Consider the following 18,183-nt stretch of genomic DNA (forward strand, 5'->3'; position numbering starts at 1 on the left):
GCATATTATCATCATATATATTATTCTAAATAGATATATTTTAACACAATATTTAAGCTTATACCAATAGGATTATAGTAAATTATAGATTCATCATTTATATTAATTTATATCTAAAATCAGAATTTTATTATTATTTACTCCAATTATACTTTTTTTATTTATAATATAGTCCCTTACTATTGCTATAACATCTTTTGATATTATTTCTCCTGGGCAAACCAAAGGTATTCCTGGAGGATATGGTATTATTGATTCTTTAGCTACTAAACCTTCACACTTTTCTATTTCACACCATCTGCTTTTTAATTTAAAAGTTTCATAAGGCTCAAATTTTTTAATAGGTATATTTCTAGAATATTTTATCTCTATTTCTCTAGACATATTTCTCATATCTAAATTTAAAATAGTTTCGTATATAATTTTAAAATCTTCTTCTGTATTAAATGGTGACAGGATTAAAACAACTCCTCTTGAAAAACTCATCTCAGCCTGTATCTTATTATCTCTTAGATAATCTAGAAATTTATGCCCATTATATCCTTTAGGAAGAATAACTATATATCTACTAGGATCAATTTTGTATCCTTCTATTCTATCATTATGCTTATCTAAGTCACTTTCACTTAATATATAAACTTTTCCTAGTTTATTAATTTTTTTCTTCCACTTTTCAGATTCATTTATTAATTTATCATAATCATCTTTCCCGTATGTATCTAAATAATATCTTGCATAATCTAAAGATGCCATTATCAGATAAGATGGTGAAGTTGTAGTAAATAACTTTATGTAAAAATCTATTATGTCATTATCTTCATTTACTAAGAGATATGCGCCTTGAGTTAGAGCTGGTAAAGTTTTATGTGCACTTAAAATCACATAATCTCCTAAACTCGCAAGAGACTTTGGCAATCTTTTATTTATTCCAAAATGAGCTCCATGAGCACAGTCGATTATAACTTTTAATCCTATTTCCTTCAAATTACATATAATCTCTTCTATATCATATGTAATTCCGAAATAATTTGGATATGTTATTATAATCCCCTTTGGTTTTGAGCAATTCTCTAACGCTTTATATATATTCTCTTTATTAGGTGGTAAAAATAGTCCTAATTCATCATCAATAATAGGTTCTATGTATTTAACTTTTAACTTTCTCATAATCAATCCATTATAAATTGACTTATGGCAGTTTCTTTCAACTAAAACTTCATCCCCCTCATCAAATGCTGAAAACATAGCTGCTAAGTTTCCTGATGAGCTTCCATTTACTAAAAAATAGGCTTTCTTAGCCTTATAAGTTTTAGCTAATAGCTCTTGAGCTTCCTTTATTATCCCTTCTGGATAATGCAAATTATCTAATGGGTCGACCTCTGTTATATCTAAAAATCCCATTCTATTAACAAACTCCAGCCCAATTTCATCTCTAGCAAATCCAATCCCCCCCTTGTTTCCTGGCATGGAAAGAAGTAGATTTTCTTCATCATTGTATTTAAGTAATCCTTCTAATAATGGTAACTTCAAAAATACCGCTCCTATCTAATTTCAGATATAATTATAGATAAACAACTTAAGAATTTGATCTATACTTTTCAATAAATACCATACTAGAAAGTAGAAACATTTTTATGCAGCATGCATTGAAAATGAGCTGTTAAAAGCTCTTAAGTAGTGAACCCGAATCTTTGATTCGGTGTGAATCACTTACTCAGCGAACGTATGTGAGTCGAGTTTCCGCTAACGGTTGGTTCAACTAATGCTTGTCACAATGAAATTGGGAGCAAGCCTTAGTGGTGCAACCTGCAATTTAGAACTTTCAGCGAAATTTTCATAGTCCTGTGAAATAACAATGTTTTTACTTTCGGTGGATTATTGCATAAGTCTAGGTTATATATTGTTTATCTATAACCATGGACAAAAGCTTCATATCGACGATCAAACGATATGAAGCTTAAAACATACTTTCTATTTCATAAATTAAATACTCTATACTACACTTATGCCTTTTTCCTTAATCTTTTTAAAAATACTTAATTGTTCTTAAAAGATTCTAATTAATACTTCATGCCTTATTTATAGATGTAGATCTTCGATAAATTCTAATACAATTTCTTCTTTAGTTGCCCATGATGTCACTAATCTAATTGCAGTATAATTAGAATCAATTACTCTTTCAATATTAAAAGAATATTTCTCACTTAACTTTTCAATTAAATTATTAGGGAATATAGGGAACTGTTGATTTGTAAAAGATTCAGTCAAAAACTTATATTCTTCATCTACTATTGCGCCTTTTAACATGAGTGCCATTTTATTTGCATGTTTTGCAAGTTCAAAATACAAATCATCTTTGAATAATTCTTCAAATTGAATTCCAAGCAACCTTCCTTTTGCTAATAATCCACCTTTTTGCTTAATAAAATATCTAAAATCTTCTTTTAATTCATCATTGCATATTACAAGTGCTTCTCCAAAAAGCGCTCCATTTTTAGTTCCTCCAATGTAAAATGCATCAACTAATTTTGCTATATCAGCTAAAGTCAAATCATTTTCTTCCGCTACAAGTGCAGATCCAAGTCTAGCACCATCCAAATATAATAACAGTTTATTCCTCTTACAGCAATCATGTAAATCAATTAACTCTGCTTTCGTATATAGAGTTCCAAGTTCTGTAGAATTTGATATATATACTAATTTAGGCTGAACCATATGCTCATCGCTATGAGAATCAACAACATTTTGAATTAAATTTGGAGTAAGTTTTCCATCGTTAGTTTTCATTGTAATTACTTTATGACCAGTTGCTTCAATTGCCCCGGTTTCATGACAATTTATATGACTTGTATCTGCTCCTATTGCTGCCTGATGCGGTCTTAAAAAAGCTGATATAGCTGTAAGGTTAACCTGTGTGCCACCAACTAGTAAATGTATATCTACATCTTCTCTATCAATTTTCTTCTTCAGCAGATTAACTGATCTTTCTGTGTACTGATCAGTACCGTAACCATCGGTTTGTTCCAAATTTGTTTCAACTAATGCATTTAATATTCTTGAGTGTGCGCCTTCACTATAATCATTTTTAAAACTGTACATAATTCTGCCTCCTTTTATGCTCTCTCAATTATCTGTGTTGTAAAATTCTTCAGTACTTTCCTACCTACTTGAAAAATCATTTCTTTTGTTAGTAACTCAATTTCTTTAATCTCATTAATATAAATTTTATAATCTCTAAACATGCAATCATATGTAGCAAGCTCTTTGGCCAGTATTATACTCTGCTCTTCTCTAAATAATCTTTTTAATTTAAAACTCTTAATTAAACGTTCTATCTGATCATTGTCAAGTTTCTTTTGCAATAAATCTAACTTTGCTATACATCCTTCTATTAAAGATATAGCTTTATTTACATTTTCTTCTGATGTACTAAATGTGATTTTATATAGTTTTATATAATTCTCATGTGAAATTTTAGTAAGTACATCATATACCAAACCATTTTGAGTTCTTAAAACATCATAGAGAATTGAATTAACCCCTTCTCCAAAATATTGATTGAAAATTCTAAGTGCCTTAATTTCTTTTTCACTCAAATCATCAATTGGAAATATCATTTCAACTTTACATGCCCTTATTCCACCTCTTACATTGTTATAAGTTCCCTTTTGAGGATTTTCATATTCTATTAATTTTTTATTACCAGGTCCACTAATACCTTCTTGAATAATATTCTTTTTCTTCCATGCGAAAAAATGCTTATATATAATTTCCTTAACTATATCAAACTTTACTGATGAAATTATAACAATTGAAGTATTTCCCGGAAAATAATATTTATCATAAAATTCTTTAATATTATCTAAAGTTATATTCTCAAGATCATCAAATGTTCCTATTATAGGATACTTTATTCTTCTATTATTGAAGCAGTTAAAAAATAAATTATCCTCGCAATACTGATCTACATCCTCATCCCATTCTTTTAATTCTTCTTTTATGACATCCATTTCTTCTTTGAATCCATTTTCTCCAAATTCCGGGTTAATTATTATATCACTTAAAATTTCCACACCTTTTTGTAAATCTTCTCCGAGCAGAGTTCCATAATAGATTACATATGGATAGTTTGTCATAGCATTATTAAATCCAAAAATGTTACTTAGCTCTTCATTTATTTCTCTCTCAGTTCTATTTTTTGTTCCTTTATAAACCATATGCTCAGTTGCATGAGCTACTCCAAACTTTTCCTTCTCAACTCCAGCTCCTGCATTTAAAGAAATACAAATTGATGATAGTTCTGAATCTGTATGTTTATAAATTAATCTCAAATCATTTTCCAAAATGTATTCTTCCAAGTATCTATTCTCCTCACATTCTTATACATTGCAATAGTAGATTTACATTAAAAATCTTATTGATAAAAATTTCTCAGTTAGAGCTGAAATGCTGTGAGCTTCAATTGCAATATATATTATATTTAATTCAAAGATGTGCATTTAAAATGTTATTATATAAAAAGAGACCCCCTCTTGCGAAGTGCTCGACAAAAAAATCATCTATAGAAATTACTAAGTGGAAGCTATTTCATCTATACTTATTTTAATTAATTTAAGAAACAAGTACAGATTGTTAAAGCTTTTATCAGTATGTCCCAAATAAGATTCTCTCAGTAGCAAAGGCAATGGAGTTCCCCTTCTTTTTAGTATATTATTATATAAATATTAATTTTCTTCAGCTTTTAGCGCAATTGCACATTCAATTCTCTTCTTTTGCATCTTGCATCCAATTTCATAAGGAATGTTCATGTCCCCATTAAAATTAAAATTGTTAGCTTGGCATCCACCACTACAGTAGAATTTTGCCCAGCATTCTCTACATTTAGGCTTATTGTATATATGTGCTTTCTTAAATTTTTGAGCTAATTCTCCATTATAAGTATCTTCGTGTATACTTCCTAACTTAAATTCTTCTTTTCCAACAAATTGATGGCATGGATACACTTCTCCTTGAGGAGTTATAGCTACATATTCAAATCCTGCACCGCATCCAGAAATTCTCTTGTAAACACATGGTCCACCTTGAAGGTCTATATTAAAATGATAGAATTTAAATTCATCATTTCCTTCTCGTTTTCTTCTTGCCATTTCTTCATATAGCTTGTCATAGTTTTCAAAGATTGTATCTATATCTTCTTCTCTTAATGAAAGTGGATGTCCATTTTCTAAAACAACTGGTTCTATAGATAACTCTCTAAACCCTTCATTAACCATTGCCATTACATCTTCATAAAAATCTGTATTTTCTCTTGTAAACGTTCCTCTTACATAATAAGTTTTTCCTTTAGTTCTTCTCTTAATCATTTCCTTTATATTTGGAACTATATCATCAAAAGAACCGCTTTTGTCTGGCTTAATTCTAACATTATCATTAACTTCTTTTCTGCCATCTAAAGAAAGAATTATATTTCCCATTTCTTTATCCATATAATCCATCATATCTGGAGTTAATAGAGTAGCATTAGTGGTCATTGTAAATCTTACTCTCTTTCCCCATTTTTCTTCGTTATCCCTAGCATACTTAATTATTTCTTTTATTGTGTCCATAATTAAAGTTGGCTCTCCACCAAATAAATCTATTTCTATATTTTTTCTTGGTCCACTTCTCTTAATCACATAATCAATTGCTTTTTTTGCTGTGTCTGCACTCATGACTCCGCCATGTCCATGATATTCACCCTCGTCAGCAAAACAGTACTTACATCTAAGGTTACATCCATGAATTACATTTAAACAAATAGCCTTTATGTAATCTCTATCATCCATAGAGCTATGAGCTATTTCTTCATATTGATCTTCTGAATATAAAATCCCTTCTTCAGCTAACTCTTGAATTTCATCATAAGCCTCTGAAATCTCTTCTTCATTATATTTTCCCTTAAGTTCCTGTAATATTTCTTTCTTATTTCTTAATTGGCTATCATCTAATATATCATAAACTAGTTCATCTACAACATGAACAGCTCCTGTATTCACATCTAAAACAAAATAATTTTCGCCTTGTTTAAATTTATGTATTAAAGACAATTCTTTTTCCTCCTAAACATATAAAGTAAGCAGTAACTATATAGTTACTGCTTGAAGATTATTAGTTTTCACATTCTAAGTTTGCAACTGTGCAAGATGTCTTACAAGCTGATTGACATGAATTTGCACATTCTTTGCATCCTGGCTTACATAAACTATTTTTAATGTTTGTTTTGTTTATAGTTTTTATATGTTTCATTACAAAATCCTCCATTTTAAATATATCCTTAGCTATTATATCATAATATACTAAAGTATAAAAGATTTGCTGGCCCTCTTTTTATTTATATTTCTGTTTATATGAAATTATAAATAGAAATACTAAATAAACTATCAAAGGTTCTTAGCTAGAGGTTGTTCCATATTTTTTATTTAAATCACTATATCTTCAAACTGCTACCACAATATTACTTTCTTGTCTTATATATATTAATAAACTCACTAATTAATATTCTTGCAGCAGTACCATCAATAATAATTTGAAATTGTTCCCTTGTCTCTACAATGCCACGTACACTTTCTATCTTTTTTAAAATTCCAACATCCACTTTTTTAGTGTCCTTTAATCTCAATCTTAATCTAGTCATGCAATTTTCTACACACAAAATATTTTCTTCTGATCCAACCAAATTAAAAAGTTCCCTTGCTATCTTACCAAAATCTGTGATCATCTCTCTTTTCCCCCATCCTTCAATTAGCAATCTATAATAAAAATAGCCAACACTCAATAAATTAAATATTAAAAATTGCTGGCTTTTATAACTCTATTCAGTTTTAAAGTATTATTAATATCTCATGAGATGATTATACATACATATAAATGATTTGTGTATTATACTAAAGTATAATTTTGATTTAATTTGTAGCATTTTATATTATACCTTTTTCTTTCAATTGATTAATTGCTATTGTTTTGTTTCTCACATTTAACTTGCAATAAACAGATGCAATATGTTTTTTTACAGTAACTAAAGCAATATTTAGTTTATCTGAAATCTCAGATTGCTTATATCCACGATATACCAATTTCATTATCTCAATTTCCCTTGGAGTCAACTCTATTTTTTCTAAATTGCAATATCTTTTTAGATATATCTGATTATATTCTTTGCACTTTGGGATTAAACATTTTACATACGCACTTTCATTTTTAATAGATTCGAGTAATGGCAATATATGTGGGGCTAATTCAACAAAACACATTACAATGTGGTCTTTTTCTGCTAGCTCAATGGCTTTTAGCAGTGACTTTTTAGCGATTTCTTTTCCATATAGCTTGTACTTTGCGATTGAATCAAATATGTATGCATATACTATTCCAAATATACTTTTTTTACCCGTATAAACTTCCAACATAATTTCTACTTGGATTTCTAACTCTATGTAACTCCCCTTAAGTATCATCGCTAAACCTGTTATAACATGGTTCATTCCTATAACAGGCATAATATCTTTTGATTCATGGTTTTCTATATTTTTAATCCACTTATTTAAATTTTCTAAATTACCAGTAATTCCATCAATATATCCTATAGCTATCTGTGAGCCGTTAAGAAAGATTGGAATATTAAGATTTTCATACTCTTTAATCAGATTATAGAAATTATTTTTAACCTCATTTTTATAATTTTTATTCACACAAATCCTTGTTAACAGAAATAATGAACAAATTATTATGCTTGTCTGTTTTTTTGTTTTAGCTTTATTAAATGCCTTATATGCAAACAATTCTCCATTTTTAGAATCTCCTGTTTCATAAAAATATTCAGCCATCATGAGATAATTTGCACCTGCTGCTCCACCATTTGATATATGAATAAAATAATTTATTCCTTGTTGAAAAAATTCAACCAACTCTTTCAAATGACCTACTTTCCTGTGAAATAAGTACAAAAAATGAGGTGATCCAAAAGTTGCTGGCATTTTATTATTTGCTATTCTTGAAACACCTCCTTTAAAGAGCTCGTAAGCATTTTTATGATATTCTATCATTCTCCTAACATTATAAAAGACTAATATGCTCTCTAAAAATGCAATTTCACCTAGTATTTGATTTTTATATTTAAGCTTTTTATCTTCTTTATAGATAGCTTTAGCCTCATACAATAACTTAGCACCAGCTATTCTATTTCCGTAAAGAATATAAAAAAATAAATAAGTTAAATAAGCTATAGGCCTTTTTATCTTCTCACTGATAGTAAGCTCGTTAAAAACTGGTTTTATAATTCCTTTATATAAATTAGTAAGATCTATTGTATAATTTCTCTCTATTAAATCTAGTATACGCTCGTAATTCTTCGCCTTATAATAGTATTCCATTGCATATATGTCATTAAAATTTTTAGCATACCAATCACCACAAATGCTATTTACTTTCATTAAATCTACATTCGATAATGCTAATTCTTCTTCTAATGCATTTTTAAGGATTGAATGTAGTCTATATATTTTTTCCTTCTTATCGTATCTTATAAAGCAATTATTGGAACATACTCTTCTAATTACCTCCTTGGATCTTTCATCTTCCGTAATATACACGGCTTGTTCGATCGTGAAATTCTCAACCAATGCGAGTTTTAATAAAATCTGCTTGGTAACTTCATCAAATTTATCATATACAGCTATTTTAATTAACTCTGTTGCTTTTGGTATATCATCAAATGTATTTTGACTGTAATATTGAATTAACGCAAGATACATAGCCGAAGTCCATCCACCAGTATATTCGTATAGTTCTTTTTTTTCTGCTTCTGTGAGTATTATTCCATTAATCTTAAAGAACTCTATCGTTTCATCAAAGGTGAATGCAATATCCTCCTGACGCATTATCATACATTTTTGCTTTAGCTCAAATTCTACATACTCATTTGCAGGCTTTTTTCGACTTATTATAACTATGTGCAAATTACTTATATCTTCCAATATTATAGCTTTTATTAAATGATTAATATAAACTATTTTTTCTTCATCCCAGTCATCAATAATAATGATGGTTTCTTGCCTTATCTCATTTCTAATTATATCTATTATCTTATAAACATCTTTATTATTATTAGGAACCCCGTAGGCATATAACATTTCACCTAACTTAAAATCGATATTTTTAATCAAATCACAAAATTTTTTCCATATCCACATATCATCAATTTCATCGTTTGTTATATCAAGCCAAATTGTTTGCACTCGTTTATTCTTCTCTATAAAATTTCTAACTGCAATGGATTTTCCGTAACCCATAGATGCTGATATAAAATATACAGGTACTCGAAAAATTTCTAGCAATAGCTTATTAATGCGCTTTCTATATAATAGTTTAGGTCTAAAAATTTCATTTTTCATATATAAGTATCCCTTCATTTAAGCAAATGTATGTGAAAACTACATTAGAATATTTTATCATACTTAAATTCTCATTTCAAATTTAACCTTTACTGTTAAAATTATACTAAACTTCATATAAAAATCTGTTTCGTAGACTGTGTATTTCTAATACTTTCAAAAGTTATCAGCAGATTTAACTTAATTAATAATTTCCCAAAGAAAAATAAAGTTCCAAGTACTTAAACCTGGAACTTTATTAACACTATATTAAAGAGCAACTACTTTATTTAAAAGCATATTATTTCTCTTTATAAATTCATCCATTTCAGCTGCATCTAATTCCTTATTTGCAATTTTAGCTAAATCTAAAATATGCTCACAGATAAATTTAACATCTTCTTTTTTGCTTTCATTCTTAGAAACTTCTAGAAGCCTCTTAATTATTGCACTCTTATTGTTTATAACTAAAGTTTTTTCTTCATCGAACATACCTGGGAAGCTCATTCCTGATTTTGCATACATCTTACTCATTTGAGCCATTCTTCTTGACTCTTCTGAAACTAAAATAAGTGCTGGAATTTCTTCATTCTTCAATCCTTCAATAGACAAATTCTTAATTTTGTCTCCTAATGCAGTTTTAAATAGATCCTCTATTTCCTTATTTAAAGCTTTTATAGTCTCATCATTTTCATCTTCTTTACTTCCTAATGTATCTGAAATATCAGAATCAATTCTATTGAATTTAATTCCTGATTCATGCATTTCCAAGAACGAAATAAAATGATCATCTAGTGAACAATCTAATATAACAGCATCTAAATCATTCTCTTTAAACATCTTTATATATTGAGATTGTTGTTTTTCATCATTAGCATAAAATACCTTGTTTTCATGCTTTTCTTTATTAGCTTCAAGGTAATCCTTTAATGTTACGAATTCACCTTTTAAATTCTTAAAGATTACTATTTCCTTTATCTTATCATAGAATTTCGGATCTCTTAGGCAGCCGTATTTAATAAATATTTGTATATCTGGCCAAAATTTATTGAATTCTTCTCTGCTATTTTTAAACAGGTCAACTAATTTATCTGCTACCTTTTTAACTATATGATTAGATATTTTTGAGACTTCCTTATCATTTTGAAGGAAACTTCTTGATACATTTAAAGGTAGGTCTGGGCAATCAATAGTACCTTTTAAGAGTAATAAGAATTCAGGTATTACTTCTTTAATGTTATCTGCAACGAAGACTTGGTTATTATATAACTTAACTTGACCTTCTGTTGCTTCAAATTCATGAGTTAATTTAGGGAAATATAATATTCCTTTTAAATTAAATGGATAATCTACATTTAAATGAATCCAGAACAATGGTTCATTAAAGTCCATGAATACTTTTCTATAGAAATCCTTATATTCCTCATCTGTACAATCCTTAGGCGCTTTAACCCATAATGGATTTGTATCGTTTAATGGCTTTGGTGCTTCTGGTTCCACTAATTCTTGATATTCAGTTCCATCTTCTTTCTTCTTTGTTTCATATTTAGGTTCTTCTTTTGGCTTATTTTCATCTTCTAAATATATTTCTGTAGGCAAGAAAGAACAGTATTTCTTGATTATTTCTCTTACCTTATATTCTTCCAAAAATTCTGAGCTTTCATCATCTATATATAGAGTTACTGTTGTACCCCTTGTTGTTCTTTCGCTAGAAGATCCAATTTCATATTCTGTTCCACCTGTACATTCCCACTTAACGGCTTCAGAGCCTTCTCTAAATGATAGTGTATCTATTTCTACCTTAGTAGATACCATGAAGGTTGAATAAAATCCAAGCCCGAAGTGACCAATTATATCCTTACCTTCATCCATTTTATCTTTATATTTTTCCATAAAATCCGTTGCTCCAGAAAACGCAACCTGATTTATATATTTTTTAACCTCTTCCTCTGTCATACCAATACCATTGTCTATGAATTTAAGAGTCTTCTTTTCCTTATTTATTGATACAACAACTTTGTATTGCTCATCTCCGTTTGTTGTTGCTTCTCCTATGGAAACTAATCTTTGAAATTTACTAATTGCATCGCATGCATTACTTATAACTTCTCTGATAAATATATCCTTATCAGAGTATAGCCATTTTTTAATAATAGGAAATATGTTTTCTGTGTCAATTGATATGTTACCATTTTCTTTTATCATGATATTACCTCCTGTTATTTTTTCTAGAAAATATTTTAATGCAAAGAATATTTATTGTCAAATTCTTCTTATAACTTTATTTTAAACTTATACATTAATTTAATAAAGAAAGAATATATGCTGTAAAATGTATTTCTCTCACAATAGCCTAAAACTATCATTTTGATATAGTACAACATATATTCTAAATTATATATTAGAAGCAAAATCTTATTATATCTTAAATTTTAACACAACTTCATTAAGCTTTTGAGATAGTTCTGCTTGACTTTGCGAAGATTTTGCAATATCACTAACAGCTAATGTTATTTCACTAATACTATTTAGTACTTCTTCAGAACCTGCACCTGACTCTTCTGCTGTTGCAGATACAGTTTGCATAGCTTGATTTATTTGTTCTATAACTTCATTTATCTGATTAGATGAAGATGCAAATTCTTCAGTCATTTCATTAACAAATTCAGCGTCTTTTTCATATTGAATACCAGTATTCATAAGTAATTCATAGCTTGGCTTTACATTTTGAGCTATATAGTTAAGTATATCTTCTCCACTTTGAGATAAATTTTCAAATGCAGCCTGCACCTGTAAAACCATACCCTGTATACTTGAAACTGCCTCTGATGATTGTTCTGCAAGTTTTCTTACCTCGTCTGCAACCACAGCAAATCCTTTTCCGTTTTCACCAGCTCTTGCTGCTTCAATTGCTGCATTAAGTGCAAGTAAATTAGTTTGTGATGCTATATCTCCTATAGCATTAGCCATCAATTTCACCTCATTTACTACTTTACCATCTTCGATGGCTTTTATAATATTTGCTTTCTTTTCCTCATAAATAATGTTTCCTTGTTCTATATTTTCTGAAGCCTTTTTCTTTATTTCAAGAGAGCGATTCTTTATTTCCCCTACTGAAACAGCCGCATCGTTTGCTCTATTAGCGAGTTCATTTGTTGTCGCTCCAATTTCTTCTGCTGATGCACTTACTTCTTCAGTTATAGCACTCAAATCTTGGGCTCCTTTGGATATTTGTTCAATTGATTCATTCATATCATTCATCTTAGAAGAGACCTCATGTGTTGTAGCTGATAGTTCCTGTCCTGATGAACTTATATCATTGGATCCATCTATTATTACGCTTATTAATCTTCTTATGTTTTCATTAGCTTTATTTAAGGCTCTTGCCATACTGCCAATTTCATCCTTAGAGCTTATCTCTATTTCCTGAGTTAAATCTCCTTCTTCTAAGTGCTGTGCATATAATAATACTTTCTTTAAATTATTTGATATAATTGTAGAAATTATAACTCCTAATAAAACTGCAGTAATAAAACCTAAAATAATTGTTATTACCATCATATAAAAAGACTTATTATTGACATTATTATTTGAAGAACTTTTATCTGATGCTTTCTGTTCAGTAATTTTAACTAATTTATCAATATTATTAGTTAGCTTCTCTCTTATGTTTGCACTTTCTTTGCTAAAACTCATAGCTTCGTCGTACTTTCCATCACTTGCTAGACTTATTATTTTATCAGATGAATTTCTATAATCTGTTAAGTCACTTTTTATCTGTTTATATATTTTATTTTCATCTTCATTCATGTCTGATTGTTCATATATTTTAAGGATCTCATTGTTTTTATCTCTATAACCATCTATATTGCTTATTGTCTGGCTAACTTCACTAAAATCCTTACTGTTTAATAAATTCAAAATTTCTAATCTAGAATGTAATGTATTTGAGTTAAAATCTTGTAGATTTTTTAGCACTTGGAAATCTTTTTCATATAACGCATTAGAATTAGAATTTATTTTACTTACACTAAGTATTCCTATAACTCCAACTACTGCAATAAATATAGATATTATAAAGAAACTGATCTGTAATTTATATTTTATTTTTAAATTATTAAACCATCTCACACCGCTTTCCCCCTTTGTTGATATTTGTAATCAACTAATAATTCTTATTAAAATCTTAACATAATTTACCCATTTTTGCACTTATTTTTTGTATTTTTCACTAAATTCCAAAAATTAATTTGTACAATATTATTTTTTATTAAAACAATTACAAATAATACTATTGACATTAACGCTACGTAAAGGTGTAAATTAATCTTGTAAGGAGGCAATCACATGGAATATACAGTGCAAAAACTAAGCAAACTGGCTGGTATCAGCACAAGAACACTTAGATATTACGATGAGATAGGGATTCTTAAGCCGGCAAGAATTAATTCATCTGGATATCGGATTTATAGCCAAAAAGAAATAGATAGGTTACAACAAATATTATTTTACAAGGAATTAGGAGTAGATCTTGAAAGTATAAAAAGTATGTTGTTATCACCAGCTTTCAATAATACCAATGCACTCAAAGAGCATCGAGAAAAGCTTCTTGCAAAACGCAAACAATTAGATATATTAATAGCTAATGTTGATAAGACACTAGCTTCATCAGAAGGGAGAATTATAATGAGCGATAAAGAAAAATTTGAAGGTTTTAAACAAAAGATGATAGATGAAAATGAAAATAAATATGGTGATGAAATACGTACCAAATATGGTAATGATATTATAAATAAATCAAATAAAAAATTTCAAAGTATGAGTAAAGAACAATATGAAGAATTCGAAAAGTTAGGTATCAAACTTATGGATACACTCAAGGACGCTTTTAAAACTAACGATCCTTCAAGCGAACTTGCACAAAAAGCTGCTGATTTGCACCGCCAATGGTTAACTTATTCTTGGAGCGATTACTCAAAGGAAGCCCATGCAGGTCTTGCCCAAATGTATGTTGATGATGAACGATTTACTGCCTATTATGATAAGGATCAACCTGGTCTGGCCGCTTTTTTAAGAAATGCTATTTTTATATACACTGGAATAAAAAAATAATTTTACAAATTCAAATATATGAGTAACAATATTGTTCAAAAATTAATGGCTGTCGATTTTATCGACAGCCTATTAAATGATTGTACTATATATTATAATTTAATTATTGTTATCTTAATTTATTGAAAATAAAGAGTTTATTGTATTCGGTTTACATATTTCTTACATGTCTTATTTTTTGTTATTTATTCAATACCTTTTCAATAAATACATTTACTAATTCAGGATCAAATTGAATTCCCGAATTTCTTTTTAATTCCTCTATAGCAAATTCTTCTGATAATGCTTTTCTATAAGGACGTTCACTAGTCATAGCATCATATGCATCTACTATAGATATAATTCTAGATTCAAAAGGTATATCTATATCCTTAATGCCTTTTGGATATCCTTCTCCATTCCACATTTCATGATGAGAAAGTACATACTTTGCAATTTCTGACATTTCATTTACTGTACTTAATATCCTATACCCTATTTCTGGATGACGTTTGATTTCATTATACTCATCCTCTGTAAGTCTCCCTGGCTTATTAAGAATATTTTCCTCTATTGCTATTTTGCCTATATCATGTAGCAATCCGGCATTTTTTAATTCTTGGATTTTCCTTTTAGGTACTCCAATATTCTTTCCCATAAGTTCACACAGATTAGCTACTCTCACAGAATGTTGCTCTTCCCTTTTATTTTTCTCATTAAGAGTGTTTATTATTGTATCAATAGTTTTACCTCTCATATTTGAACTCTCAAAAAGCTTTCTCTTATACATATAATCTTCTGCTTTTATAAATATTTCTTGAATCATTTCATCTTCATGACATTTAGTTTCATAACCGAATGAAATAGATATATCCAAACCTTGTATTTCCTCCCGACCTTTAAGTTAAATAAATATTTATGTAATATACTTTATAGCATTTCATCAATTAGTTCTATACGATACCTATTTATGAACTAAGATTTATCTCTTCCTTTATATTTTCTTTATTAATATTAAATTTCCCAACTCTGTCAGGAATACAGCTAAGTATATCATCTAGATCATTTAGTCCCCTTAGTTTCATTATAGTAGTTTCACCATCTCTAATTATTAAAATTGCATCTAGAGATACACTTACCCCTATACATTCGCCAATGTCTACACCTTTCATTCCTTTAAAACCATCACATTTTTCTCCCACTATTCCGCAACTAACCATAACACTTATAATAGGTATAAGAATTACTTCTTCTAAAATAACCGGTTTTCCTATAACTCTTTCTGTTATGAAATGTTTTCCTGATTTAATAAATAAGTCATCTATATCTTCTTTTTTAGCTCTATTATACATATTGTTCCCTCCTAGATTTAATATAAGCTTAGAAGTATTTAATACCTCTATTTTAAATACTTCTATAAAACTATATATATTTCAATTCATAGTACACATTTCATAATTCACCATTACGTCTAAAATTCTCGTAATATTTTTAGAATTATCATGAAGAATTATTTTTGTAATATATATCAGCATTTTAATATTTAGTATAATCGGCTTAAAGATAAGCATTATACACTTAAATAAATATATTAGTAATTATTTCCCAATAACTCAAAATTTAAATCTTCTCTCTGATTAATAAATTTTAAAATATCACTATTTTTAGCTTCTATGACACTCTCATCCTTTGTAAAATTTTAATTCACGAAAAATAAAAAAATATGACTTAGAAGATATATTTTTCTCTAAATATCCTCTAAATCATATTTTATTCTAAACACTTTTTACTTAATTAAATCTAATTTATTATTTTTGGTAAAATTAATATTATCCAATCATAGGTAATTATAATTAATATGGAATCTTATTTTTTAAATAATCAGTAAAACATTTTACTATTTGGGGATCAAATTGAGTCCCAGAGCACCTTTTTAACTCTTTTATAGCTTCTTCTTTGCCTATAGCCTTCTTATACACTCTGTCATTAGTCATAACATCATAAGAATCCGCTACATTAATTATTCTCGCCATTAAAGGAATTTCTTCTCCAACTAATCCTAAAGGATACCCATTTCCATCCCATTTCTCATGATGTGTTAATACACATTTAGCAACATTTCCAAGCTCGCTCGATGCATTTATAATTCTGTATCCTTTTTCTGTATGAGTCTTCATTATTTCAAATTCTTCTTTTGTCAACTTTCCTGGCTTTAATAATATATCTTCATTAACACCTATTTTACCTATATCATGTAAACTTGCAACTAATGCCAACTCATCTAGTTCTGAAATTTTTAACCTCAATTTTTTTCCTATTTCTAAAGCATATTTTGTTACTCTTTCAGTATGCTCATTTGTTTCCATATTTTTCTCTTCTAGACTTTTTTTCAACGAATCCATAATTGAGCTTCTAATACTTTTCTTTTCTAATAATTTTTGTCGATATACTTTTTCTTCTACCTTGTTTATGCAATCGTATATATCTTCCTGTAATGAATATTTTATTCCCTCACCTAATGCAATGCTTAATTGCATAAATTTATAATCTGATTGTTCGCATTTTTTTGTGATTTTTCTAATAACTTTTTCACATTTTGATTCATCACAATTAGGTATAAGAATTATGAATTCATCTCCGCCCCATCTAAATACATATCCATTAGGATGACATATCTCTTTAAGAACTCCAGCTATACTTCTAAGTAAATTATCTCCTTCTAGATGTCCTAAAGTATCATTTACTATTTTAAGCCCGTTTACATCTCCCATTATTATTCCCAATGGCAAATATTGCTCATGGTTTAATTCTTTAATCTTTTCTTCAAAACTATATCTATTATATAAGCCTGTGAGAATATCTATTTCACTTAAATATCGTAATCTTTCCTCTAAGATCTTTCTTTCCGTTATATCTCTAGATAACCCTACCAATCCCCATACTTGTCCATCTTTATCTACAACAGGTATTTTAACATTCTCTTCAATTATTTCTCTACCATTCTCATTTTGTATCCTATGCTCAAAATAAGTAGCCTTTTTTGTTACCATGATTTTATTATCCTGATCAATGAATTTTTTCGCTTCATTGTAGTTACCATATATCTCCAAATCAGTTTTACCTATTATTTCTTCTACGCCTCTCTTTTTATAAAAATCTTCAAACTTCTTATTAAATCCAAGAAATCTGCTTTCCTTATCTTTATAAAAAATAGATTCTGGCACTGCATCAATTATTGTTCTTAATATGTTTTTTTGTTTTTCTATTTCTGCTTCTCTTAATTTTCTATCATTTATATCAATTATAATACCAGCTATGGCTTTAGGCTCTCCATCATTATCTAGTATGGGAAATATAAAACACTCAACACAGTTGTCATTTACTATACCTTCTACAACATAAGTCTTCCTTTTCCTTAGGCACTCATTTATTTGCTCATCATATATTTTTGCTTTCTCTAAAGGAAAAGCCTCTTTATTGGTCTTGCCTTTAACACTTTCCAGTTTTATATTATACATATCTTCATAATACCTATTAAAGAATATTATTGTCGTATCAATTCCTTCAATCCAAACCGGCCAAGGTATATTACTTAAAAATGATTTATATATTTCCCCTAGATACTTTTCTTCCATCGCTTCGGTATTCCCCTTTTATGCTAAGTTTATTATAATTTGATTTTACTATC

At 28.6% G+C, this 18,183-nt stretch carries 12 protein-coding genes and 1 pseudogene; 1 reads left to right on the forward strand and 12 read right to left on the reverse strand.

Annotated features, from left to right (window positions below; genetic code table 11):
* Nucleotides 1-102 precede the first annotated feature (102 nt).
* From F3K33_RS21245 to F3K33_RS21285, 9 genes are all read right to left on the reverse strand, one after another.
* Nucleotides 103-1,530: an aminotransferase class I/II-fold pyridoxal phosphate-dependent enzyme gene (locus tag F3K33_RS21245; RefSeq protein WP_039768320.1), complete on the reverse strand. Its 1,428-nt coding sequence runs from the start codon at nt 1,528-1,530 to the stop codon at nt 103-105.
* A 549-nt stretch (nt 1,531-2,079) separates the two neighbouring features.
* On the reverse strand, nt 2,080-3,099 hold the full coding sequence (locus F3K33_RS21250) for a threonine aldolase family protein (protein WP_039768323.1): 1,020 nt from the start codon (nt 3,097-3,099) through the stop codon (nt 2,080-2,082).
* Nucleotides 3,100-3,113: 14 nt separating this feature from the next.
* Nucleotides 3,114-4,358: a M16 family metallopeptidase gene (locus F3K33_RS21255; RefSeq protein ID WP_023973139.1), complete on the reverse strand. Its 1,245-nt coding sequence runs from the start codon at nt 4,356-4,358 to the stop codon at nt 3,114-3,116.
* Nucleotides 4,359-4,724: 366 nt separating this feature from the next.
* Nucleotides 4,725-6,086, reverse strand: a complete 1,362-nt coding sequence (gene scfB, locus F3K33_RS21260; protein ID WP_039768325.1) for a thioether cross-link-forming SCIFF peptide maturase — start codon at nt 6,084-6,086, stop codon at nt 4,725-4,727.
* 61 nt (nt 6,087-6,147) lie between these two features.
* Entirely contained in the window at nt 6,148-6,285 is a 138-nt protein-coding gene (scfA, locus tag F3K33_RS21265; RefSeq protein ID WP_003371542.1) for a six-cysteine ranthipeptide SCIFF, read from the reverse strand.
* Between the two features lie 208 nt (nt 6,286-6,493).
* Nucleotides 6,494-6,757, reverse strand: a complete 264-nt coding sequence (locus tag F3K33_RS21270) for a PTS sugar transporter subunit IIB (RefSeq protein ID WP_012060315.1) — start codon at nt 6,755-6,757, stop codon at nt 6,494-6,496.
* Nucleotides 6,758-6,956: 199 nt separating this feature from the next.
* Complete coding sequence (locus F3K33_RS21275) at nt 6,957-9,425, reverse strand: helix-turn-helix transcriptional regulator (protein WP_039768336.1); 2,469 nt, start codon at nt 9,423-9,425, stop codon at nt 6,957-6,959.
* Nucleotides 9,426-9,674: 249 nt separating this feature from the next.
* Nucleotides 9,675-11,609 carry a molecular chaperone HtpG gene (htpG, locus tag F3K33_RS21280; protein ID WP_039768338.1) on the reverse strand — a complete coding sequence of 645 codons (1,935 nt, stop codon included), beginning with the start codon at nt 11,607-11,609 and terminating at the stop codon, nt 9,675-9,677.
* Nucleotides 11,610-11,822: 213 nt separating this feature from the next.
* Nucleotides 11,823-13,535: a methyl-accepting chemotaxis protein gene (locus tag F3K33_RS21285; RefSeq protein WP_039768340.1), complete on the reverse strand. Its 1,713-nt coding sequence runs from the start codon at nt 13,533-13,535 to the stop codon at nt 11,823-11,825.
* Nucleotides 13,536-13,751: 216 nt separating this feature from the next.
* On the opposite strand from F3K33_RS21285, the gene F3K33_RS21290 reads away from it, so the two are divergent.
* The gene (locus tag F3K33_RS21290; RefSeq protein ID WP_023973144.1) at nt 13,752-14,516 is read left to right on the forward strand and encodes a MerR family transcriptional regulator; all 765 of its coding nucleotides are present in this window, start codon (nt 13,752-13,754) and stop codon (nt 14,514-14,516) included.
* Nucleotides 14,517-14,697: 181 nt separating this feature from the next.
* Here F3K33_RS21290 and F3K33_RS21295 read toward each other — a convergent pair.
* The 3 genes and pseudogenes from F3K33_RS21295 to F3K33_RS21305 all read right to left on the reverse strand — a co-directional run.
* Nucleotides 14,698-15,390 (reverse strand): annotated as a pseudogene (locus F3K33_RS21295) (HD-GYP domain-containing protein); the annotation flags it as partial.
* 73 nt (nt 15,391-15,463) lie between these two features.
* The gene (locus F3K33_RS21300) at nt 15,464-15,847 is read right to left on the reverse strand and encodes a GerW family sporulation protein (RefSeq protein ID WP_012060321.1); all 384 of its coding nucleotides are present in this window, start codon (nt 15,845-15,847) and stop codon (nt 15,464-15,466) included.
* A 501-nt stretch (nt 15,848-16,348) separates the two neighbouring features.
* Nucleotides 16,349-18,130: a sensor domain-containing diguanylate cyclase/phosphohydrolase gene (locus tag F3K33_RS21305; protein WP_039768342.1), complete on the reverse strand. Its 1,782-nt coding sequence runs from the start codon at nt 18,128-18,130 to the stop codon at nt 16,349-16,351.
* Nucleotides 18,131-18,183 lie beyond the last annotated feature (53 nt).

The sequence above is a fragment of the Clostridium beijerinckii genome (assembly GCF_008705175.1).
Taxonomy (GTDB): Bacteria; Bacillota; Clostridia; order Clostridiales; family Clostridiaceae; genus Clostridium; species Clostridium beijerinckii.

Excerpts from the sequence above, each read along its gene's own strand:
- F3K33_RS21300 (WP_012060321.1), bottom strand. The coding sequence starts at position 15,847 with ATGTATAATAGAGCTAAAAAAGAAGATATAGATGACTTATTTATTAAA.
- scfA (WP_003371542.1), bottom strand. The coding sequence starts at position 6,285 with ATGAAACATATAAAAACTATAAACAAAACAAACATTAAAAATAGTTTA.
- F3K33_RS21275 (WP_039768336.1), bottom strand. The coding sequence starts at position 9,425 with ATGAAAAATGAAATTTTTAGACCTAAACTATTATATAGAAAGCGCATT.
- F3K33_RS21290 (WP_023973144.1), top strand. The coding sequence starts at position 13,752 with ATGGAATATACAGTGCAAAAACTAAGCAAACTGGCTGGTATCAGCACA.
- F3K33_RS21305 (WP_039768342.1), bottom strand. The coding sequence starts at position 18,130 with ATGGAAGAAAAGTATCTAGGGGAAATATATAAATCATTTTTAAGTAAT.
- F3K33_RS21250 (WP_039768323.1), bottom strand. The coding sequence starts at position 3,099 with ATGTACAGTTTTAAAAATGATTATAGTGAAGGCGCACACTCAAGAATA.
- F3K33_RS21270 (WP_012060315.1), bottom strand. The coding sequence starts at position 6,757 with ATGATCACAGATTTTGGTAAGATAGCAAGGGAACTTTTTAATTTGGTT.
- htpG (WP_039768338.1), bottom strand. The coding sequence starts at position 11,609 with ATGATAAAAGAAAATGGTAACATATCAATTGACACAGAAAACATATTT.